At 71.0% G+C, this 23,647-nt stretch carries 10 protein-coding genes; 2 read left to right on the top strand and 8 right to left on the bottom strand.

Going from position 1 to position 23,647, the window contains the following annotated elements; translation table 11 throughout:
• The first annotated feature begins 310 nt into the window (after positions 1-310).
• Both ACYQPG_RS18210 and glgA read left to right on the top strand, forming a co-directional pair.
• A complete protein-coding gene (locus ACYQPG_RS18210) occupies positions 311-1,894 on the top strand; it encodes an alpha-amylase family glycosyl hydrolase (RefSeq protein WP_461231430.1) in 1,584 nt (527 codons plus the stop codon).
• Between the two features lie 213 nt (positions 1,895-2,107).
• Positions 2,108-3,649, top strand: coding sequence for a glycogen synthase GlgA (gene glgA, locus ACYQPG_RS18205; protein ID WP_147909459.1), 1,542 nt, complete (start codon positions 2,108-2,110; stop codon positions 3,647-3,649).
• A 252-nt stretch (positions 3,650-3,901) separates the two neighbouring features.
• Here the strand turns inward: glgA and glgB are convergent, their stop codons facing one another.
• From glgB to glgX, 8 genes are all read right to left on the bottom strand, one after another.
• Positions 3,902-6,199, bottom strand: a complete 2,298-nt coding sequence (gene glgB / locus ACYQPG_RS18200) for a 1,4-alpha-glucan branching protein GlgB (protein WP_419828456.1) — start codon at positions 6,197-6,199, stop codon at positions 3,902-3,904.
• Positions 6,196-9,474 (bottom strand): maltose alpha-D-glucosyltransferase, encoded by a 3,279-nt coding sequence (gene treS / locus ACYQPG_RS18195; RefSeq protein ID WP_419828457.1) that lies wholly within the window; start codon positions 9,472-9,474, stop codon positions 6,196-6,198. The genes glgB and treS overlap by 4 nt, the downstream gene beginning before the upstream one ends.
• 147 nt (positions 9,475-9,621) lie before the next feature.
• On the bottom strand, positions 9,622-13,008 hold the full coding sequence (locus tag ACYQPG_RS18190) for a maltotransferase domain-containing protein (protein ID WP_147909462.1): 3,387 nt from the start codon (positions 13,006-13,008) through the stop codon (positions 9,622-9,624).
• 391 nt (positions 13,009-13,399) lie between these two features.
• A complete protein-coding gene (locus tag ACYQPG_RS18185) occupies positions 13,400-18,319 on the bottom strand; it encodes a malto-oligosyltrehalose synthase (RefSeq protein WP_461231429.1) in 4,920 nt (1,639 codons plus the stop codon).
• Complete coding sequence (gene treZ / locus ACYQPG_RS18180; RefSeq protein ID WP_461231428.1) at positions 18,316-20,121, bottom strand: malto-oligosyltrehalose trehalohydrolase; 1,806 nt, start codon at positions 20,119-20,121, stop codon at positions 18,316-18,318. The genes ACYQPG_RS18185 and treZ overlap by 4 nt, the downstream gene beginning before the upstream one ends.
• 174 nt (positions 20,122-20,295) lie before the next feature.
• Positions 20,296-20,856: a type II toxin-antitoxin system VapC family toxin gene (locus tag ACYQPG_RS18175; RefSeq protein WP_461231427.1), complete on the bottom strand. Its 561-nt coding sequence runs from the start codon at positions 20,854-20,856 to the stop codon at positions 20,296-20,298.
• A gap of 3 nt (positions 20,857-20,859) precedes the next feature.
• Positions 20,860-21,084, bottom strand: coding sequence for a hypothetical protein (locus ACYQPG_RS18170; RefSeq protein ID WP_047170722.1), 225 nt, complete (start codon positions 21,082-21,084; stop codon positions 20,860-20,862).
• A 182-nt stretch (positions 21,085-21,266) separates the two neighbouring features.
• Positions 21,267-23,381: a glycogen debranching protein GlgX gene (glgX, locus tag ACYQPG_RS18165; RefSeq protein WP_461231426.1), complete on the bottom strand. Its 2,115-nt coding sequence runs from the start codon at positions 23,379-23,381 to the stop codon at positions 21,267-21,269.
• Positions 23,382-23,647 lie beyond the last annotated feature (266 nt).

Raw genomic sequence — 23,647 nt, 5'->3', positions numbered from 1 at the left:
CCAAAGTCAGCGCCCCGGATTCTAGCGCCAGGGCTATCGTGGGCGGATTATCTCTTTTGATGGATTGCCGCCGCGTGAACGGGCGGGCGATCCGTGCCCCGAAGCCGCGACTGTGCGACCGGCTTCCAGGCGAAGTCGTGGCGGTGCCGCCCCGAACGGGGCACGCGACGGCGCGGCCGGAGATATGGCGCGACTACGTGACATTCTAGACACAACGGCCGGCACCGCCAACCCGCGACGCGCGCATCTGAGCCGTCGCCAGCGCGCGGCTCAGCGGTTAACCCTGGGCCGGGGATTCGCGAGGCGCAGCATGACCGAGACCGTCTGGTGGAAGCGCGGGACCGTCTACCAGGTCTATCCGCGCTCGTTCCAGGATACGAACGGCGACGGGGTCGGCGACCTGGCGGGGATCACGGCGCGGCTCGACTACCTCGCCTGGCTCGGGGTGGACGCGGTGTGGATCTCGCCGGTCTACCCCTCGCCCATGGCGGATTTCGGCTACGACGTCGCCGATTACTGCGGCATCGACCCGTTGTTCGGCACGCTGGCCGATTTCGACGCGCTCATCGCCGAGGCCCATCGGCGCAAGCTGAAGGTGATCCTGGACTTCGTGCCCAACCACTCGTCGATCGCGCATCCGTGGTTCGCGGAGAGCCGGTCGTCGCGCTCCAGCCCGCAGCGGGACTGGTACATCTGGCGCGACCCGGCCCCGGGGGGCGGTCCGCCGAACAACTGGGTGTCGAATTTCGGAGGCCCGGCCTGGACGCTGGATGCGGCCACCGGCCAGTACTACTACCACGCCTTCCTGGCCGAGCAGCCGGACCTGAACTGGCGCAACCCCGCCGTCCGGGCGGCGATGCACGACGCGCTCCGGTTCTGGCTGGACCGCGGGGTCGACGGGTTCCGGGTCGACGTGATCTGGCACCTGATGAAGGACGCCGGATTCCGCGACAACCCGGCCAATCCCGACTACGCGCCGGGCACGCCCGAGATCAACCGCTTCACCCAGGTCTATTCCGCCGACCGCCCGGAGGTGTTCGACGTCATCGCCGGGATGCGGGCGGTGCTGCGCCGGTACGGCGAGCGGGTGCTGATCGGCGAGATCTACCTGCCGATCGAGCGGCTGGTGGCCTATTACGGCCCCGACCTCACCGGCGCCGACCTGCCCTTCAACTTCCAGCTGATCCAGACCCCGTGGCGGGCCGACGCGGTCGCCGACCTCGTGGCCCAGTACGAGGCGGCTCTGCCCGAGGGCGGCTGGCCGAACTGGGTGCTGGGCAACCACGACCAGCCGCGGATCGCCGCCCGGGTGGGCGAGGCCCAGGCTCGCATCGCCGCGATGCTGCTGCTGACGTTGCGCGGCACCCCGACCCTCTATTACGGCGACGAGATCGGGCTCGGCCGCGTCGCGATCCCGCCGGGGCGCGCCCGGGACCCCTGGGAGCGCAACGAGCCCGGCCACGGCCGCGACCCGGAGCGGACCCCGATGCAATGGGACGAGGCCCCGCAGGCCGGCTTCTCGGTCGGGGAGCCGTGGCTGCCGCTCTCGGAGGATTGGGCCACCCGCAACGTCGAGGCCCAGCGCTCGGATCCCGGCTCGATGCTGACCCTGCACCGGCGGCTCCTGGCGCTGCGGCGCGACCACCCGGCGCTCTGCGTGGGCGACTACCGGGGCCTGCCGGTCGAGGCCGAGGCCGTGTTCGCCTACGAGCGCTGCGCCGACGGCACGTGCCTGCGCGTGATCCTGAACTTCGGCGGCGATCCGCACAGCCTGTCCCTGCCCGAGGGCGACTGGACGGTGCTGCTCTCGACGCTTCCCGGCCGGGCGGGGGCGAGCGTCGGCGCGCCCCTGGCGCTCGGGCCTGCCGAGGGGGTGATCCTGCGCCGCACCTGAGCCCGCCCCTGCCATCTCTTGTCGCAGTGCAGCACGGACATCGCGCCATGGCGAAATCTGTAACCGAAGCTTAAGGCTGACACTGGCCTAAATTGTGCGTCGCAGCGGAACGGGTGCGACGGAGGAGCATTGGACATGGTTGAGGCCGTGACAGCCGCGTCTGCCCGATCCTCTGCCAGGCCGGGGCACCCTGCCCGGCCCGGAGCGATGCCCATGCACGACGCGCGTCGCGGCGGTTTCTGCGCGGATGAAGCCTTCGGCGAAGGCGGCGGTGCCGCAGCGCAGTTCACCAACCCGGCCTGGCCGGCCTCGCTGCGCCGCCGCATCCTGTACGCCACCCCGGAGATGGCCGACTTCGTGAAGACCGGCGGCCTCGGCGAGGTCTCGGCCGCCCTGCCCCGGGCCCTGGTGCCGCATTACGACATCCGCGTCCTGATCCCCGGCTACCGCCAGGTCCGGGCCGCGTTCCCCGACATCCCGGTGGTCGCCCGGCTCGAGGGCTTCGCGGGCGTACCCCCCTGCGACCTCGGCCTGGTCGAGGCCGCCGACGGCCTGCGCATCTACGTCCTGCTGGCCCCCGACCTGTACGAGCGCGACGGCACGCCCTACGGCGACGCGAACGGCGATTTCGGCGACAACGACCTGCGCTTCGCCCGCCTGAGCCTCGCGGCCGCGGAGATCGCCGCCGGCGCCGATTCGGACTGGGCCGCCGACCTGCTGCACCTCAACGACTGGCAGGCGGCCCTCGCCCCGGCCTACCTGGCCTGGCGCGGCCGGCGCATCCCGAGCGTGCTGACGATCCACAACCTCGCCTATCAGGGGCTGTTCCCCCGCGACAGCCTGGGCCGCCTCGGCGTGCCGGATTCGGCGTTCCAGGTCGACGGCGCGGAGTTCTACGGCCAGCTGTCGTTCCTCAAGGCCGGCATCTTCTACGCCTCGCAGGTCACCACGGTGAGCGAGACCTACGCTCGGGAGATCCAGACGCCCGAGATGGGCTGCGGGCTCGACGGGCTGCTGCGCACCCGCGCCGGGCAGGGGCGGCTGGCCGGGATCCTCAACGGCATCGACGAGACCTGGGATCCGAGCACCGACCCGCACCTCGCCACCCGGTTCGAGGTCGACGACTGGAAGGGCAAGCGCGCCAACGCCGAGGCGGTGCGCCAGCAATTCGGCCTCGCGGTCTCCCGCGGGCCACTCTTCGCCATCGTGTCGCGCCTGGTGCACCAGAAGGGCATCGACTTGAGCCTGCAGGCGGCGGAGGCGATCGTGGCCGAGGGCGGACAGCTCGTGGTGATCGGCCAGGGCGAGGGCCGGTTCGAGCAGGCCCTGCGCGGCCTGTCGAAGCGCCACCCGGACGCGGTCGGCGTGCATGTCGGCTTCGAGGAGGCCCAGGCACGGCGGATGTTCGCCGGCAGCGACTTCCTGCTGATGCCCTCGCGGTTCGAGCCGTGCGGGCTGGCCCAGATGTACGCCCAGCGCTTCGGCTCGCTGCCGATCGTGCACCGCACCGGGGGCCTCGCCGACACGGTGGAGGACGGGGTGACCGGCTTCACCTTCGCGGAGGCCTCGGCCCCGGCGTTCGGGTCGGCGGTCCGCCGGGCGTTCGAGGCGTTCGGCCAGAAGAAGCGCCTCAACGCCATGCGCCGGCGCGCCATGGCCGCCCGGTTCGGCTGGGACCAGGCCGCCGACAGCTACGCCGGCCTCTACGCCCGCGCCATGGGCAACAGCCCGGCGCTGCGCTGGCGCGCCGCGTAGGGCTGGCGCTTCGGCAGGCTCTGAATCTGTTCGCGGCGCGGCAGGATATCATCCAGTCCGGATCTGACACGCGTCCTCCCTCCCCCCTTCGCGGGGGAGGGTGGGCCGGCCGTCAGGCCGGGTCGGGAGAGGGGCAGCGCGACGGTTCAGGATCTCACGCCTGTCGCGCGCTTTCCGGAAACGGCGCTCCCCTTTCCCGACCCTTGCTGACGCAGGGGCCACCCTCCCCCGCAGAGGGGGGAGGGATTTACGTCACCGCTCCAGCAAAAAAATCATCGTCGCCAGCGGCGGCAGGGTCAGCGACAGGAACTGCGCCTGGCCGTGGGCCGCCTCCGCGTCGGTGTGGCGGCCGCCGTTGTTGCCGAGGTTCGAGCCGCCGTAGACCCCCGCGTCCGAGTTGAACGCCTCGCGGTAAAAACCCGCCTCCGGCACGCCGACCCGGTAGCCCTCCCGGGGAATCGGAGTGAAGTTCGACACCACGATCGCGACCTCGCCCGGCTTGGCGCCCTTGCGGGCCCAGGCGATGACGCTGTTGTCCTGGTCGTCGGCCACCAGCCACTGGAACCCGGTCGCCTCGACGTCCCGGGTGTGGAGGGCCGGGGTCGAGACGTAGAGCCGGTTGAGGTCCCGCACCACGTCCTTGACGCCCTTGTGCAGGGGATCGTCGAGCAGGTGCCAGTCCAAGCTGATGTCGTGGTTCCACTCCCGCTCCTGGCCGAACTCGCCGCCCATGAACAGCAGCTTCTTGCCGGGATGCCCCCACATGAAGCCGAAATAGGCGCGCAGGTTTGCGAATTTCTGCCAGCGGTCGCCCGGCATCTTGCCGAGCAGCGAGCCCTTCCCGTGCACGACCTCGTCGTGGGAGAGCGGCAGGATGAAGTTCTCCGAGAAGGCGTAGAGCAGCCCGAAGGTCAGGTTGTGGTGGTGGTAGCGGCGGTGGATCGGATCCTCCGACACGTATTTCAACGTGTCGTGCATCCAGCCCATGTTCCACTTGAAGCCGAAGCCGAGGCCGCCCGTGTAGGTCGGGTGCGAGACCCCCGGCCAGGAGGTCGATTCCTCCGCCACCGTGATGGTGCCGGGGGCGTGGCTGTAGGTCGCCTCGTTGGTCTTGCGCAGGAAGTCGATGGCGTCGAGGTTCTCGTTGCCGCCGTAGCGGTTCGGGATCCACTCGCCCTGCCGGCGCGAATAGTCGAGGTAGAGCATCGAGGCCACGGCATCCACCCGCAGGCCGTCGAGGTGGTAGTGCTCCAGCCAGAACCGGGCGTTGGCGGCCAGGAAGGTCGCGACCTCGGTCCGGCCGAAATTGTAGATGTAGGTGCCCCAATCCTGGTGGAAACCCTGGCGCGGGTCGGCGTGCTCGTAGAGGTGCGTGCCGTCGAACAAGCCGAGCCCGTGCGCGTCCAGCGGGAAGTGGCCGGGCACCCAGTCGAGCATCACGCCGATGCCGGCCTCGTGGGCGGTGTCCACGAAGGCCGCGAAATCCTCGGGCGTGCCGAAGCGGCTGGTCGGGGCGAACAGCGAGACCGGCTGGTAGCCCCAGGAACCGTCGAACGGGAACTCGGTGATCGGCAGCATCTCGATATGGGTGAAGCCCATATCCTTGACGTAGGGGATCAGCCGTTCGCCCAGCTCCTTGTAGGTGAGGTAGCGGTTGCCCTCCTCGGGCACCCGCGCCCAGGAGCCGAGATGGACCTCGTAGATCGAGATCGCGGTGTGGCGCGGATCCTTGGCGCCGCGGGTCGTCATCCAGCCGGCATCGCGCCAGTCGAACTCCCCCGTCCCGTGGGTGACCGAGGCCGTCTCCGGCGGGTGCTGTGCCGCGAAGGCGACCGGGTCGGCCTTGAGCGGGATCAGGGCGCCGTCGGGGCCGCGGATCTCGAACTTGTAGCGCTCACCGGCCTTGAGGCCGGGCACGAACACCTCCCAGATCCCGCCTTCCTGCCACAGGCGCATCGGGTGGCGCCGCCCGTCCCACTCGTTGAAGTCGCCGACGACGCTGACCTTGCGGGCGTTGGGCGCCCACACGGCGAAGCGGAAGCCGTCGATGCCGTCGAGCTGCCCCGACTGGGCGCCGAGCATCCGGTAGACCAGGTTGGTGCCGACCTCGCGCAGGGTCGCGACGTCGTAGGGCTCGATCGAGGAGCCGAAGCCGTAGGGGTCGAAGCGGCGCCGCTTGGTCCCGTCCCAGAACTCGACCTCGATCTCGTAGAGCGGCCGGCTCTCGCCCTCGATCCGGGCGACGTAGAACCCGTCCGGATGCCGCTTCTCGAACGGCACGGTGCGCGCGCTCGTCACCAGGGCGGCGGACCGCGCCTCGGGCAGGACGGCGCGGACCTCCCAGGCGTTCGGGCCGACCCGGTGGGGGCCGAGCACCGAGAACGGGTCGCCGTGGTTGGCGGACATCAGCGCGGCGATCGCGTCCGGATGGACGCCCGGATGGGAGCCCGCCGGCGCCGAGGCGGCTCCGGAGTTCGGGACGTCCGCGTTCCGCGCGCCCGCCGCTTCCGGGTCGTTCCGCGGTGCGAAGGTCTCGTCGATCGCCGTCATTCAGTTTCTCCGGGCTCGCGGCCGTCCGTGTCCAGAATGGTGAGAACCCCTCGGGCGGGGATTTCGATCCAGTCCGGCCGGTTGTTGGCCTCGTAATCGACTTCGTAGAGGGCCTTGGTCAGCAGGCAGAGGCGCAGCAGCCGCGTCCGGGTGGCCGGGTCGGTCACGGCCGCCCGCGTCCCCGCCGCGGCCGCGTCGTAGCCGGCCAGGAAGGCCGCCTCGATCATGCCGCGCCACGCCTTGGCCGCGTCCCGCGCCCGCTCCTCGGAATCGCCGAACCGGACGGTGATCTCGCGGATCACGGTCTCGGCCCCGTACGCGAAGGAGCGCATCAGGCCGGCGACGTCGCGCAGCGGCATCGACTTCGCCCGCCGCTCGTCGGCCGGGCGGGAGGGCTCGCCCTCGAAGTCGACGATGATCAGGTCGCTCTCGGAAACCAGCACCTGACCCAGGTGATAGTCGCCGTGGATGCGGATCTTGTGGGCCCCGCGCGGCGCCTCGGTGGACAGCGCCTCGATCAGCGCCTCGACCTCGGCCCGCCGCTGACCCAGCTCCGCGCAGGCGGGCTTGCCGGCATCGAGGCCGCGCTCGACCAGGCCCTTGAGCGCCCGGAAGGCCCGATCGGCCTGGTGGCGCGCGTCCCGGACGAGCACCGCCAGGTCGTCCTCGGCGAACGGCTCGGCCGCGAAGGCCGGGTCGTCGGTCTCGATCGCGAAGGCGGCGTGCATCTCGGCGGTGCGCCGGCCGAGCAGGTCGGCCCAGGGCCGGTGGGCCTGGAACGCCTCCTCGGGGCTGGCGGCCTCGCTCTCGGGGGTGAGCACGACGGTCTCGAAGTCCCGGCGCAGGCCCTCCAGCATCAGCGTCCAGGCGTCGCCCTGGTTCATGACGAACTTCTGCAGGACCGCCAGCGCCGTCCGGGTGCCGTCCTCGGCCACGTGCTCGAGCGTGCCGAGCAGCGCGGGCGTGTTGGAGAAGCCCGCCTGCTCGGTGAGGAAGCGCCCGACCTCGATCTCGGGATGCATCCCCGGCTGCAGGCGGCGCAGCAGCTTGAGCATCATCTTCGAGCCGATGGCGATCGAGGTGTTGCTCTGCTCCGCCGACAGCCGGCGGATGTCGGCCACGTCCACGGTGACGTCCGGATCGAAGGCCGACGTGGTGGAAAAGACCAGCCGCCCGCTCTCGGTCGGGATCTCGGTGCCCTGGCGCATGTCGTCGATCAGGCAGGCCGCGAAGTCGTTGGAGCCGGCCGCCCCGTAGAGCAGCCCGGTCCGCGGCCCGCGGCGCACCCGCGCCACCGCGAAGGGCAGCAGCGTCTCGTCCTCGCGGCCCTCCTCCACGCCGACCGGCATGAAGTATTCGTGGCTCTCGCCGTTGGCGAGCTGCACCTGCAGCCGCGGCAGCAGGAACCGGGCGCTGCCGTCCACGTCCTTGAGGGCGGCGAAGTCGACCACCTTCACGGACCGGATCCGCGAGCCCTTGGCGCCGAACCAGCGCCGGCTCAGCAGGAACGGCGGCACCACGGTGCGCTCGAAGGCGACGCGCTCACGGCCGGACATCAGGCTCTCGATGCCGCCGGTGAGCACCAGGGTGAACAGCTCCGGGGGCTCCTGCTGCGGGCCGATCGCGCCCGAGCGGGCGGCGCTCAACGAGAACCAGTAGAAGCCGTAGGACGGCAGGGTCAGCAGGTAGGGCAGGTCTCCGATCGGCGGGAACTCGGTGCCGCCGGTGAGCTCGATCGGCACCGCGGTACGCAGCTCCGACAGGTCGAGCTGCACCGCCTGCGGGGCCCGCGACAGGTTGGCGACGCACAGGATCCGCTCGTCCTCGTGCTCGCGGATCCAGGCCAGGACCTTGCGGTTCGAGGGATAGAGGAACTGGATCGTGCCGCGGCCCAGCGCGACGCTGTTGTTGCGGATGGCGATCATCCGCCGGGTCCAGTTCAGCAGGCTGGTCTGCGACTGGGTCTGCGCCTCGACGTTGATCGCGTCGAAGCCGTAGATCGGGTCCTGGATCGCCGGCAGGAACAGCCGCTGCGGGTTCGCCTTGGAGAAGCCGCCGTTGCGGTCCGGGGACCATTGCATCGGCGTGCGGACGCCGTCGCGGTCGCCCAGATAGATGTTGTCGCCCATGCCGATCTCGTCGCCGTAGTAGAGCACCGGCGTGCCGGGCATCGACAGGACGAGGGACTTCATCAGTTCGATCTTGCGCCGGTCGTTCTCCAGCAGCGGCGCGAGGCGGCGGCGGATGCCGAGGTTGATCCGGGCGCGCCGCTCGGCGGCGTAGAACGACCAGAGGTAGTCACGCTCCTCGGCGGTCACCATCTCGAGCGTCAGCTCGTCGTGATTCCGCAGGAAGATCGCCCACTGGCACCCCTCGGGGATCTCCGGGGTCTGGCGCATGATGTCGGTGATCGGATGCCGGTCCTCCCGGGCGATCGCCATGTACATCCGCGGCATCAGCGGGAAGTGGAACGCCATGTGGCATTCGTCGCCGTCGCCGAAATACTGGGCGGTCTCCTCGGGCCACTGGTTGGCCTCGGCCAGCAGCATCCGGTCGGGATAGCTGACATCGAGGGCGGCCCGGATCGCCTTGATGACGTCGTGCGTTTCGGACAGGTTTTCGCAGTTCGTGCCGTCGCGCTCGATCAGGTAGGGGATCGCGTCCAGCCGCAGGCCGTCGACGCCCATGTCGAGCCAGTAGCGCATCGTCGCGATGACGGCTTCCAGCACCTTCGGGTTGTCGAAGTTCAGGTCCGGCTGGTGGCTGTAGAACCGGTGCCAGAAATACTGCTTGGCGACCGGGTCCCAGGTCCAGTTCGAGGACTCGGTGTCGAGGAAGATGATCCGCGTGTCCTTGTACGGCGCGTCGGTGTCCGACCAGACGTAGAAGTCGCGCTCGGGCGAGCCGGGGGGCGCCTCGCGGGCCGCCTGGAACCAGGGGTGCTGGTCGCTGGTGTGGTTGATCACGAGCTCGGTGATCACCCGCAGGCCGCGCTCGTGCGCCGCCGCCACGAAGGCCCTGAAGTCCTCCATGGTCCCGTAGGACGGGTTGATGCCCTCGTAATCGGCGATGTCGTAGCCGTCGTCGCGCAGCGGCGAGGGATAGAACGGCATCAGCCAGATCGCCGTGACCCCGAGGTCACGGACATAGTCGAGCCGCCGGGTCAGCCCCTCGAAATCACCGATCCCGTCGTCGTTCGAGTCGAAGAACGACTTGACGTGGATCTGGTAGATGATGGCGTCACGGTACCATTGCGGGTCGCTGCGATCGATCATCGCGTCGCTGCCTCATCGGTCGAAGGTCAAGGGGACCGGCGGTCGGGACCGGCCGGGGCGCGGGCGGTCGGCCGCGCGGCGCAATGGTCGGCGGCGGGCAGGCCCGTCGCCGGTGTCAGACGTGAGGGTGAGGTGCCACGGGTGGCCTCAGCCCGCAACCCGCCGCGGCGCCCGGAGACGCCAGATGACGCAGGATCGCTCGGCCGGATCGAGCGCGATGCGGTGGGTCTTGCCCCGCAACTCGAACCTGTAGCCCTGGATCAGGTCCTCAACCTCCACGGCGCCGTCATCCGGCAGGCCGAACAGCCAGAGCGGCACCTCGTAGGTGCATTCCTGGCGGTTCTTGGGATCGAGGTTGACCATCGTGAACACGCAATTGTCACGCTCCGGCGTCGCCTTGGCGTAGGCGATGATCTGGTCGTTGGAGGCGCCGGTGAAGACCACGTTGCGGAAATCCCAGAGGGCGGGGTTCTCGCGCCGGATCTTGTTCAGCGTGACGATGTGCTCGCGGATGTTGCCGGGCCGGTCGTAGTCCCAGGCCTTCAGCTCGTACTTCTCCGAGTTCAGGTATTCTTCCTTGCCCGGGTAGGGCGCGGCCTCGCACAGCTCGAAGCCGTTGTAGATGCCGTAGACCGACGACAGGGTGGCGGCCAGCGTCCCCCGGATCACGAAGCCCGCCCGGCCGCTGGTCTGGAGGTAGTGCGGGTTGATGTCAGGCGTGTTGGCGAAGAAGTTCGGGCGGTAGTACTCGCCCATCTCGCCGGCCAGCTCCAGGGCGTATGCGGTGAGCTCCTGCTTCGTGTTGCGCCACGTGAAGTAGGTGTAGCTCTGCTGGTAGCCCGCCTTGGCGAGCTTCTTCATCATCTTCGGCCGGGTGAAGGCCTCGGCCAGGAACAGAGCGTCGGGATAGCGGCCGTTGACCTCGGCGATCACCCATTCCCAGAACGGGATCGGCTTGGTGTGCGGGTTGTCGACCCGGAAGATGCGCACGCCCCGGGCGCACCACCCGAGCAGGATGTCGCGCAGCTCGATCCACAGCGAGGGCAGGGCGCCCCCGTAGAAGTGGACGTTCGAGATGTCCTCGTACTTCTTGGGCGGGTTCTCGGCGAATTTCAGCGTCCCGTCGGGGCGCCACTCGAACCATTCGGGATGGTCCTTGATCCAGGGATGGTCGGGCGAGCACTGGATCGCGAAGTCGAGGGCGATCTCCATGCCGAAGGCGTGGCTTTCCGCCACCAGCCGCTCGAAATCCTCCAGCGTGCCGAGGTCGGGGTGCACGGCCTCGTGGCCGCCCTCCTCCGCGCCCACCGCGTAGACCGAGCCGACATCGCCCGGCAGGGCCTTGAGGGTGTTGTTCTTGCCCTTGCGGTTGGTCCGGCCCACCGGGTGGATCGGCGTGAAGTAGAGCACGTCGAAGCCCAGCTCGCGGATCTCGGGCAGCCGCCGGATCACGTCGTCGAAGGTGCCGTGGCGGTTCACGTCCATCGATTGCGAGCGCGGAAAGATCTCGTACCAGGCGGAGAACCGGGCCGCGAGCCGGTCGGCGATCACCGGCAGGACCACCGGATAGCGGCTGAGATTCACCCGCTCGGCGTTCCGGCGGACCAGGCTCGCGGCCTCGGGTTGCAGGATCCGCTCGAGCTGGGCGGCCGAGCCGGTCTCCTCGGCGGCGAGCGCCGCGACCAGGGCGGCGAGCCGCTCCGCGTCGCGCCCGGCGCCGCGGCCGCGGGCCAGGGAGGCGGCGCTCTCGACCAGGGTCACGCCCTCGATCGTCTCCAGGCGGACATCGACGCCGGCGGCGCGCTTCTTCAGGGTGTCGCGCACCCAGGACGAGAACGGGTCGCGCCACGCGATCAGGGTGAATTCGTAGCGGGCGTTGCGCTCCAGGGGGAATTGCCCGGCCCAGCGGTCGTTGTCGACGAAGACCATCGGGTCCTCGCGCCACGCCTCGGTGCCGGCGACCCGCGACAGGATCGCGGCGTCGAGGATCTCGTGGCCGTCGGTGAAGATGTCGGCCTCGACCCGCAGGGATTCGCCGACGACGCGCTTCACCGCCGAACGGCCGCCGTCGAGCTCCGGGCTCACCGCCTCGATCACCACCCGGCCCTCGCCGGTCGGCGTGTCGCGCTCGGGCAGCTGGGCGACCTGGGCGGGCCCGGCGCTGAGGATGCGCAACTCGCCCGGGAGCAGGTCGATGGCGCTGCCGGGATGGAACGCGATCGGCTCGGCCTCGGGGGTCCGGTCGACGAAGGCGCCGAGCATCCCGCCGGTGCGGGCGATGAGGGTGCCGGCATCCACCGGCACCGGCCTGTCCGACGGGTTGTAGAGCACGATCACGGCGTTCTGCGCCGAGGCCGGATGGCCGGTGTCGAAGCGGGCGAGCGCCACGAGGTCGCTGTCGGGGGCCGAGATGCGCATCTGCGCGCCCTCGACGTTGGCGGCCGGCAGTTCAGCCCGCAGGGCGTTGATCGCCCGGATCGAGGCGGAGATGTCGAGGCCGGTGTCGGTCTCGCGGTCGCGCGGGGTGGTCTCGACCACGTGCAGCGCCCGGCGGTAGCCCCACTCGTAGCCGATCGGCATCAGCACGCCGGCCGAGAAGAAAGCAGCCAGCGCGTAGCGGGTGCGCAGGTGCCGCGCCACCGCCTCGGGGCCGCCGCCGGCCTCGGCGGCCAGCCGCTTCATGTCGTGGTTTTCCGGAAAGGCGATCGAGGGCGCCAGCACCCGCAGGCGCTCGTACTGCTCCAGCGCCCAGGGCTTCTGGAGGTCCCACCAGGCGAAGGAGTTGAACAGGTAGTCGAAGCCGGCGCCGGCCGTGGCGCGCGCCTCCTCGAAGGTGCAGCCCAGGGTCTCGGCGGCGAACAGGCAGGCGGGGTCGCGGCCCTTGGCCTCCCCGATCAGGACGCGCCAGGTCTCGGGCGGGACCTTGTAGGCGGCATCGCACCGGAAGCCCGCGACGCCGAGCGCCTGGAGCCGGGCCACGTAGGCGCCCCAGATCCGGGTCAGCTCGTCCCGGGCGGCGGGCGTGTGATAGTCGAGTTCGGCGAGATCGCCCCAGACCGTGCGGATCGTGGGATCGTCCGGGTCGACGGCGCCCGGATGCATGATCGAGCCGTCGGGCTCCTTCATGAACAGGTCGGGCCGCTCCACGGCCAGCCGGGCGTTGTCGGCGGTGTGGTTGATCACGAGGTCGGTCATCACCGACAGGCCCGCGGCCTGCGCGGCGGCGCAGAACCGGCCGATCTGCGCGTCGTCGGGCGTGCCGTCCTGGTCACGGAACCGCTCGTCGAGCCGCTCGGGATCGGCCACCGCGTAGAGGCTCCGCGAGCCGCCGGTCTGGTGGAACGGGTTGAGGTAGATCCAGTCGAAGCCGAGCGCCGCGATCCGGGGCAGCTCGGCCGCCCAGTCGGAGACGCGCCCGACCAGCAGCGGGAACAGGTTGTAGATCCGCGGCCCCGCGGCGCGAGGCGCCGGGGATGCGGGCAGGACGGCCTCGGCCCCGGTCGTCGCGGCGGCGGCTTTGGTCGGTGCGTTCATGCTGGTCTCTGGCTCCTGGTCCATGTCTCGTAACGCCCGAACCGCGCGGGCGTGCCTTGCCCGGGACGGCGCGAATGGTCAGGTCCGCGCGACCCGTCTCTCAGCAGATTCGCATGACAGGTCCGCGAGGGGCCTGCCGATCGTGTTCTTCGTAGCAGCAGCGGACCTGCGCATCCTCCCTCCCCCCTTTGCGGGGGAGGGTGGCCCTCGAAGGGGGTCGGGCCGGGACGAAGTCCCGCAAGAGGGGAGCGACGGTGCAGAAACAAGCTTTGCCCGTCCTGCCGGTCGCGTCATGTCCTGAACCCGGGCTCCCCTCTCCCGACCCGGCCTGACGGCCGGCCCACCCGCCCCCGCAGAGGGGGCGGGAGATCCGCCGATCCGGCCGCGTCCCTCACGGCTCCCGCCGCAGGACCGCGTAGGGCAGGTCGCGCAGGAGCTGGCCGAGATCGGCCCCCTCCCCTCCGGTCTCCACGATCCGCCCCGAGACGAGGTCGCGCCATATCGTGCCCGCCCCGAGATCGACCCGGGTGCCGGCGAACGCCTCGCCCGACCAGACCGCCTCGCCGACGATGCCGGCGAACAGGCGCGGCACCGCCACGAACAGGTCGCCGCCCTCCTCGCCCGGGTCGGTCCGCCGGTAGGCGATCACGTGGGCCGCCCGGTCGCCCCTGGCCTCGACCGGCTCGTAGGCCGCGCTGGCGTAGAAGGCCGGCCGCTCGGCCCGCTCGGCGAGCAGGCGCGCCAGGGTCGCCTGCTTGACCCGCCCGTCCGGCCAGTGCGGCAGCAGGTCGGCCGGTGCGCCGCCCTGCTCGAGCATGCGCTCGAGGGCCGGGTAATCCACCGGGCGGCGGTTGTCGGGATCGACGAACGAAAAGTCCCAGACCTCCGTGCCCTGGTAGGTGTCGGGCAGCCCCGGCAGGGTGCATTTCAGGACCGTCCGGCCGAGGCCGGCCAGCATGCCAAGATGGGCGAGCCGCCGGGCGAAGGGGCGCAGCTCGCGCAGGAAGTCCGAGCCCGGGGCGATCAGCGCCGAGAACAGCTTCTTGACCGCGCCCTCGTAGACCTCGTCGACGTTGACCCAGCTCGACCGGCGCTTGCCCTCCCGCATGGCCTTCTCGCCGTAGGCGATCAGACGGTCGCGGAAGTCCGCGATCGCCGCCGTCTCGTCCCGCTCCAGCAGTTCCAGCGGCCAGGCGCCGAGGATCGCCTGGAAGAACATCCACTGGTCGTTGGCATCCGGGGCCGGCTCGCCGTCGATCCGGGCGAGGTGCGGCCCGGCGGTGCGCTGCCACAGGTCCCAGGCGCCGGCCCAGCCCTCCGGGATCTCGGAGAGCGCGAGCATCCGGGTCCGGGCATCCTCGCCGCGCTTGGTGTCGTGGGTCGCCGTGGTGATCATGGCGTTCGGCCAGTCGCGGGCGCGGGCGATCTGGAGGTCGTGGAAATGCTCGGCGTCGATGCCGTACTCGCCCGGATCGCCGCCGACCTCGTTGAGGCCGAGCAGGCAGGCGTACCGGTAGAACAGCGTGTCCTCCAGGCTCTTGGCCATGACCGGGCCGGTGAGCTGCTGGAACCGCCGGCGGAAGCGCAGCGCCACCCGCGGGTCCGGGCGGCCAGGCCCCGTGGTCTCGATCCGCCCGAGCAGCACGTCGGCGGCGAAATCGTGCACCGAGCGGTCCGGCAGGCTCGACCAGCGCTTGGCCTTGGCGACCGCGCCCTCGATCAGCCGCACGTCCTGGGGCTCGACCTCGCCCTCCTCCAGCTCCGGCGGCAGGTAGCTGCGATAGGTCGGGAAGCGGGCGATGATCTCGATCAGCGCCCGGCGCAGGGCGTTGACGGTGAAGTCGCGGGTGCGCCGGTCGGCATCGGCCACCTCCTTGAGATCGGAGGTCAGCACTTCCAGCTCGCTGGCGAAGCTGATCTCCAGGATCTCGGCCTTGGCGGCGCGGAGCTGGAACCCGTAGGGCTCGTCGAAGCCCGAGGCCCATTCGTACAGGCGCCGGACCTTCCCCTGCCGCTCCTTGTCCACCAGGATGCCGTCGAGCTGGTTGAGCACGTCGTAGCCCGTGGTCCCGGCCACCGGCCAGGGCCGCAGCCGCTCGCCGGGCTCCAGGATCTTCTCCACCACCACGTAGAAGCCCGGGCCGACGGCGGCCTGGAGCGCGCGGGCGTAGCCCAGCGGGTCGGCGAGCCCGTCGATGTGGTCGATGCGCAACCCGTCGATCCGGCCCTCGCGGATGTGCCGGAACACGGTCTCGTGCGAGCGGTGGAAGATGTCGGACAACTCCACCCGCAGGCCCGCCAGCGAGTTCACGTCGAAGAACCGCCGGTAGTTGATGTCGCTCGAGGCCACCCGCCAATGGGCCAGCCGGTAGGCCTGGGCCTCCAGGAGCCGGTGCAGCGGCCCGAAGCTGTCGGGGCGGCCCTTGAAGCCGTTGAGCAGCGCCAGGGTGCTGGCGGTGGCCTCCTGGATCAGGGGCGAGACGCCGTAGATCTCGGCGAGCCGGCGCTTGAGCCCCTCGGCCTCCTCCGGGAAGCCCGTCCGGCGGGTCTCGTCGGTGTCGATCGCCATGGCGCGCAGGCGCTCGGAGATGGCGAGCAGCTCCGCGGTGGTGTCGTCGTCCACCGCGCCGATGGCGGCGATCACCCGGTTGAGGATGGTCGGATAGCTCAAGGGGCGGATCGGCAGCTGGTGCTCGTAGTGCCAGACGCTGAAGGCGCCGGCCTCGGGATCGAACTTCAGCTCCAGCGTGCCCTGCTCCAGGGCCTCGCCGTAGCGCTCGCCCAGGAACGGGATCACCAGGTTGCGGCCGGCGCCGAGGCGCTGCCAGTCGATGTCGAACGCGTCCGCGAAGGGCGACAGGGAGCCCCATTCGAGCACCGAGAGCCACCACGGGTTGTCGGAGCCGCCGACGCCCATGTGGTTCGGGACGATGTCCAGCAGCAGCTTCAGCCCGTGCCCGTGCAGGGTCTCGGAGAGCCGGACGAAATCCGCCTCGCCGCCGAGTTCCGGGTTGATCGCGCCGTGATCGACGATGTCGTAGCCGTGGGTCGAGCCGGGCCGCGCCTTCTGCAGCGGCGAGGCGTAGACGTGGCTGATCCCGAGCTTCTTGAGATACGGGACGATCCGCTCCGCGTCCGCGAAGGTGAAGTCCTTGTGGAACTGCAGCCGGTAGGTCGATTGCGGCGGCGGCACGGCCAGCCGGGCGGAGCCCGAGCGCGGGCCCCGGGACTCGGCCGAGAGCGAGGCCGCCAGCTTGGCGAGCGGTCCCCCGGGGGCGGCGATGTCCACGAGGTCCCGGTCGAGCTTGCGCCGCCAGTTCGGATAGCCCTCGGTGGAGCCCGGCACGTTGGCCTGGGCCAGTTCCGAGACCACGTCCTCGTACTGCACGGCGGTCAGCATCGAGGGGGCGCGGGCGAGGTAGCGGGCGGCGGCCTCGAACGGCGCGGCCTCGGGGGGCTCGGCCGTCGGCAGGAGCTGCTCCCCGGCCAGCGCCTCGGTGAGGCGGCGGCGCTCGACCACCCGCTCGCCGCGCTCGGCCTCGGCGCGATCCTGATCGTACAGGCCCAGAGACTGGCGGGTGTCGGTGTCGACCCCGCGCCACCAGCCGACGAAGGTCGGCAGGTCGTGGGTGGTGATGGCGGTGAGTGCGTCGCGCGGGTAGGCGGACGGGGCCTTGAACCGGCCGTCCCCTTCCCGCTCGAAGGCCAGGATCCGGTAGCTGAGCACGCCGGCCCGCATCAGGGCGTCGGAGAAACCCTCGGGCGCGGTGCCGAGATCCTCGGCGATGACCAGGCACTTGTTGCGGTGGCTCTCCAGCCGCAGCACCGCCAGCATCGGCTCGAACGGCATCGCCACGTAGGCGCCGGCATGGGCGCCGGCCCCCAGCGGGATCAGGAACAGCCGGGCGAGCTGGAAGGCGTGGTCGATCCGGATCGCGCCGGCATGGCGCATGTTGGCCTGGACCAGGGCCCGGAACGCCGCGAGGCCGTCCCGCTCCATCTCCAGCGGGTCGAAGGCGGGCAGGCCCCAGTTCTGGCCCTTGGGGGCGAGCAGGTCCGGGGGCGCGCCGATCGAGACTCGGTCGGCGAAGCGCTCGGGATGGGACCAGATCTCGGAGCCGCCCCGGTCGGCGCCCACCGCGAGGTCGCGATAGAGCCCGACCCGCATGCCGGCCGTGAGCGCCGTCGCGGAGGCCGCCGCGAGCTGGCGGTCGGCGAGGTATTGCAGCCACGCGTGGTAGCCCACCGCCTCGGCCTTCTCGGCCGCGAAGGCCACCACCGCCTCGGTGCCGGCGCGGCGGTACTCCTCCGGCCAGTCGCCCAGCCAATGGGCGCCCTGCTGCCGGAAATGCTCGGACAGGGCCTCGAACACCGCGTGGGCGGCGAGGTCGACGCCGCCCTCCTGGCGGAAGCGCTCGAAGTCCGCGTCGGTGCCGGCCCGGGCCGGGGATTCGAGCCAGAGGGCGCGCAGCACCGGGTCGAGCACGTCGGCCACGCCCTGGTGATCGACGAGCGCGGCCTCGCGCAGGGCCGTGATCGCGTCGGCGCGCTCGGCGAGCAGCGCCTCGGCCCGGGAGCCGGCGAGCCCCGGCAGGCTGCGCGGCGCGATGAACAGCGTCTCGAGGAACAGCCGCGAGGACGGCGAGTAGGGCGAGATCTTGGTCCGGTCGGAGCCGAACAGGGCGTGGACCGGGCTGAGCCCCAAGAACGCCGCCCCGCGCAACGCCGCCTCGCGGGCGGCCTCGCCGGCATCCGCGTAGGTGCCGATGCCGATGTTGGTGGCCGAGCGCAGGCCATAGAGCTGGGCGGCCATGCCCCAGTCGGAGGCGCCCTCCTCCGTGTAGGGCCGCGGGCGCCAGCAGCGCTGGGGCGCGGCGATCACCCAGGATTCGGCCCGGATCCGGCCGGCCTGGACGGTGAGCCGGTGGTAGCCCGGGGTCAGCGGCGGCAGCTCGAAGCCCGCACCCTGGCTCGGCTCCGCCCCCTGCAGGTTGGCCCGGCCCTCGCGGGCGGCGCCGCGCTCGTCCACCAAGCGCCAGACCAGCGTATGCGGGGATCCGTCGGCGACGCGGACCGGCACCCGGGCGGCGCGGCGCGCCTCCACGGGCAGGAGCGGCGGGACCAGGCCGCCGCGCAGGGCCTCGACCTGGGCCAGGCTCTCGCCGATGCCGGCCTCGTCCTCGACCGCGAAGCCGAGCGCCGCCAGCAGGCCGCGCCGGACCTCCAGGGAGGTCTCCACCGGCTTGCCGAAGGCGTCGGTGTATCCGGAGGCGACGCCGACGAGGTCGGCGAGTTTTTCGAGGGGGCTCACGAGCGGGGCTCCGTCAGGAACAGGCCGGTCCAGGCGGGCAGGTCCCGTCCGGTCTTGTCGGGGGCGTTGGTCCAGACCACCCGGGCGCCGCCCGGATCCACCGCGAAGGCCTCTGTGCCGACATTGGCCACGAACCGCAGGGTGCCGGCACCGAACCGCCAGGTGCAGTCGACCACGTCGGCGCGCGGCAGGGTGGCGGCGGCGCCCTGGTAGCCGGATTTCGCCAGCGGCACCACGACCTCCCGCCGCAGGCCCAGCAGGCGCGTGGTCTCGGCCAGCACCTCCCGGTGCGGCGAGCGCGCCCGCTCGGACCAGTCGAGCTTGGAGGCCGCGAAGGTCTCGTGCTCGGTGGGATCCGGGATCTTCGAGGTGTCGTCGGCGAACGCCGCGAAGCTCTTGAACTCCCGGCGGCGGCCCTCGCGCACCGCCGTGTTCAGGTCTTCGTCCGGGGCGAAATCGACGAAGAACAGGAACGGCGTCGAGGCCGACCATTCCTCGCCCATCCAGAGCATCGGGATCTGCGGCGCCAGCAGGAACCCGGCCCGGGCGAGGTCGAGTTTCGCGGGGTCGGCCAGATGCGACAGCCGCTCGCCGAGCGCCCGGTTCCCGACCTGGTCGTGGTTCTGCAGGAAGGTCACGAAGGCCGACGGCGGCAGGTGCGCCGAGGGCTCGCCGCGCGGATGGTTGTCGAGGGTGGCGAACGGCTCGCCCTGATACGCAAACCCCTCCGCCAGGCAGCGGGCCAGGCGCGCGACGGGTTTGTCGGCAAAGCTCTGGTAATAGCCGGCGTCCTCACCGGTGAGCAGCACGTGCCAGCAATGGTGCAGGTCGTCGGCCCATTGCGCGTCGTGCATCTTCGGCCGCCCGGCGCCGTCGCGCTCGAGCCAGCGCGCCTGGTTGGCCTCGTTCTCGAGCATCAGGTGGATGTCGCGGTCCGGGAAGGTCTTGCGGACCGTCTCACCGAGCTCGGCCAAAAAATGGCGCGGCGAATCGTCGAGGATGGCGTGGACGGCGTCGAAGCGCAGGCCGTCGAAATGGTATTCCTCCAGCCAGTACAGGGTGTTCTGGATGAAGAACTGCCGCACCGTGGCGCCGCTCTCCTTGCCGTCGAAGTTGATGCCGGCGCCCCACGGGGTCTGGTGGCGCTCGGTGAAGAAGGTCTTGGCGTAGGCGTGCAGGTAATTCCCGGCCGGCCCGAAATGGTTGTAGACCGCGTCGAGGTAGACCATCAGCCCGAGCCCGTGGGCGGCGTCGATCAGGCCCTTGAGGTCGTCCGGGCGGCCATAGGCGCCGTCGGGGGCGTAGGGCAGGACCCCGTCGTAGCCCCAGTTGCGCGAGCCCTTGAAGTCGGCGAGCGGCAGCAGCTCGATCGCGGTGACGCCGAGCGCCTTGAGATCGGGCAGGCGCGACTGCAGGGCGGCATAGGTGCCCTCCGGGGTCGCGGTGCCGACATGGCACTCGTAGATCACCGCCTCCTCGAACGGACGCCCGGTCCAGGCCTCGTCCGTCCACGCGAAGGCGCGCGGATCGATCACCTCGCTGAGGCCCGAGACGTCGTCCGGCTGGAAGCGCGAGGCCGGGTCCGGCGCCACGAGGTCGCCGTCGACCCGGAATCCGTAACGGGCGCCGGGCTTCACCCCGGGCAGGGCGGTGCGCCGCCAGCCGCCGCCGGATTCCGGCAACGGATGCGCGACGCCGTCGACGACGAGTTCGACGCTCTGGGCGGTCGGGGCCCAGAGCGCGAAGCGCACGCCGCCCCCCACCATCTCGGCTCCGAAATCCATGCTGTGGGCGCGCCGCATCGGGCCACGGTCCTCGTCGTTGGCCGTGCGTCCCGAGGGACAAGCGCGGCAGGGATCATTGTCGTGGGAGAAGGCCCCGCACACGATCCGGTTCCCGCAGCGCAGCTATGGCGACGTGATGAGACGGCCAGCGTGCGAAAAATGGCGCGGGGGACCAAGTGGTAGGCTGTGGGGTCACGTTCGATAGAACAGGACCTGGCTATCCGGGCGGAGTTGCAACAGGGCGTCGAAGTCCCTGAGGTTGCGCGTGAGCACGCAGAAGCCGAGCTTGAGCGCCTGCAGGAACAGGACGCAATCGTGGAGTGCGCCCATGCGGTCGTCCTTTGCATAGCCCTGGATCCGGCAGAGCATGCCCGCATAGACGGCGGCGCTTCCCAGGATCTCGGCGTCGGGCGTGAAGATCCGGTGCGCCGGCATCGCGTCGATCGCGGTTCCGATTGCCGCGACGGCCTGGGCGCTGCGAGGGGCCTTGGGATCGAGGACCCCTACCGTGTGCATCAACTCCTGGATGGCGACAGTGCTGTGGTTCACGATCCGGATGCCGAGGAGATCCTCGACCAGGGGCGGCGCCCGCCCCTGCATCTGGTCGATGTAGACGCAGGTATCGAGCAGGAGGGGACGGCCCGCCTGCGCCTGCCCCTCCAGGAAGGGCAGTGCGGTATCGTCCCGGCGCTGCAACGCCGTCTTCGGTGCCTGCCGACGCAGCCGTTCCGCAGCCTTGAAGGTGAAGGCCACTCGCTAGAAGCTCAGGTCGAGTTCCGGGTCGACCGAGGCCCGCAGCGTGCGGAATACGTCCGCGAAGCCATCCTCGATGGCGATGTTGGCGAGCGCGAACTCGATCAGCGCGGTATCGGAGTGAAGCCCCGTCCGGGCCTTGGCGCGTTCGATCAATTCCGGCGCGACGCGTCCGGAGATCCGGCTGGCCTTGCCCCGGGTCAGGCCGCTTTCCTGCGCGCGGGCCATGACAGCGGTAACGGAAGGGGCAAGGGCTGTCTCAGTCCCTGAGGCCTGCCTCGGCTGCGAACGATCTCCAGCCATGGCGATGCTCCGATGACGTTCAACAAATCGTATGATCAGGCAACGTAACGCGCAGGACCCCCGCGCGCAATCATCTCGCTTCGACCGGCTCGAACTGGGGCCTGCTCTCAACCCCTCGGCACCCAACCGCTCGACACCCCCGCCCCCACGCCCGCCGCGGTGAGCACCAGCACCGAGCGGCCCGGCAGCGGCACCGGCGCGTCCGGCCCGTAGGACGGGGCGCCCGGCGGGACCGTGCCGGCGGCCTCGCCGGTGTCGAAGGCCGGCTGCCAGGGGCCGCCGATCACCGGGGCGAGGCGGAAGTCGAGGGGCTCCACCCCGGCGTTGAACAGCAGCAGCAGGCGGTCGCCGTCCCCGTCGTTGCCGATCTGCATGCCGAACACCTGCAGGCCGTCGTCGGCCCAGTGGTGGTTCTCCATCTCGGTGCCCTCGGGGGCGAGCCAGTGCACGTCCCGGAGGGGCGCCTCGGGGGTGGCCGGGACGCCGGTGAAGAAGGTCCGCCGCCGCAGGGCCGGCTGGGCCCGGCGCAGGGCCAGGAGGTTCGCCACGAAGCCGGTGAGCTGCGGGTCCGGGTCGCTGGTCCAGTCCATCCAGCTGATCGGGTTGTCCTGGGCGTAGGCGTTGTTGTTGCCGCCCTGGCTGCGGGAGCGCTCGTCGCCCATCAGCAGCATCGGCACGCCCTGGGCCAGCATCACGGTGGCCAGCATGTTGCGCTTCTGGCGGGCGCGGGCGCCCAGGATCGCCGGGTCGTCGGTGTCGCCCTCGACGCCGTAATTGCAGCTGACGTTGTGGCCGTGGCCGTCGCGGTTGTCCTCGCCGTTGGCCGCGTTGTGCTTCTGCTCGTAGGCCACCGTGTCGGCCAGGGTGTAGCCGTCGTGGCTGGCGATGAAGTTGACGCTGGCCAGCGGCGAGCGCCGGGACGGGGCGAACACCTCGCGCGAGCCGGTCAGCCCCTGGGTCAATTTCGCCAGGGTGCCGGAATCGCCCTTCCAGAAGCCCCGGGCCGCGTCGCGGAACTTGTCGTTCCACTCGCTCCAGCCGCGCGGGTAGCCGCCGAGCTGGTAGCCGCCCTCCCCGATGTCCCAGGGCTCGGCCACCATCTTGACCCGGGCGAGCACCGGATCCTGCGCCACCGCCTGGAAGAACGCCGCCTGCGGGGTGAAGGCGACCGGCGCGCGCCCGAGGCTGGTGGCGAGGTCGAACCGGAAGCCGGCGATGCCGTAGGCGGTGACCCAGTGGCGCAGGGAATCGAGCACCAGCTGCATCACCCGCGGGTGGCTCGCATCGAGGGTGTTGCCGCAGCCGGTGCAATCGATCGTCCGGCGCCGGTCCGCGGGGTCGAGCTTGTAGTAGCTGGCATTGTCGATGCCGCGGAACGACAGGGTCGGGCCGCTGTGGTCGCCCTCGGCGGTGTGGTTGTAGACGACGTCGAGCCAGGTCTCGATCCCGGCGGCGTTCAGCTCGCGGATCGCCGCCTTGAGGCCGCCGAGCCCGCCCTCCCCGAGGTAGCGCGGATCCGGGGCGAAGTAGCCCAGGGGCTGATAGCCCCAGAAATTGACGAGCCCCTTCTCGACCAGGAAGCGGTCGTCCGCGAAGGCCTGGATCGGCAGCAGCTCCAGGGCGGTGACCCCGAGCTTGACCAGGTGCGCGATGATCGCCGGATGGGCGAGCGCCGCGTAGGTGCCGCGCTCCGCTTCCGGGATGGCGGGATGGGTGCGGGTCAGCGCCTTGACGTGCGCCTCGTACACCACGGTCTCGGTGAGCGGCCGGCGCAGCGGGGCGAGGGCGAGGTCGGGCACCTCCGGGGCCGTGACCACCCCCTTGGGCATGTAGACCGCGCTGTCCCGCCGGTCGATCCGGCTCTCGTTTCCCCGGCGGTGGCCGTAGAGCGCGTCGTGCCAGCGGATCCGGCCCCGGATCTCCCTGGCATAGGGGTCGAGCACCAGCTTCGAGGCGTTGAACCGGTGGCCGTTGGCCGGATCCCAGGGGCCGTGCACCCGGTAGCCGTAGAGCTGGCCCGGCAGCACCCCGCGCAGGTAGCCGTGCCAGACGTCGTCGGTGCGGCAGGGCAGCCGGACCGTGCGGGTCTCGTGCCGCTCCCCCGGCTCGAACAGGCAGATGTCCACCGCGGTGGCGTGCTCGGAGAACAGGGCGAAGTTGACCCCGCGCCCATCGAAATGCGCGCCGAGCGGCGCCGGCACCCCGTCATCGACGGCGATCATGGGCGGGGTCCGGTTTTGTGGGAGGTGGGGGGATGGGAGGGCGCGCGGTCATTCATAGGGTTCTGGATGGCGCTCGGCTCGCAGGGGCGTTCGGTCCAGGTATGACACGCGCCCTTCCTTCCCCGCAAAGGCCGGCGGGTTCGGGGAACGCAGTCCGGATCCTTCCTCCTGGCGGCAGGAGAAGCCGCATCGCAGCGGGCGCGCGCCCTCCCTCCCCCCTTTGCGGGCTGCGGGTCAGACTGGTTGGAAGACCCATCTCCCGAGGA

Source organism: Methylobacterium sp. CM6246 (assembly GCF_054818005.1).
This window is presented reverse-complemented; position numbering and strand designations above follow the sequence as displayed.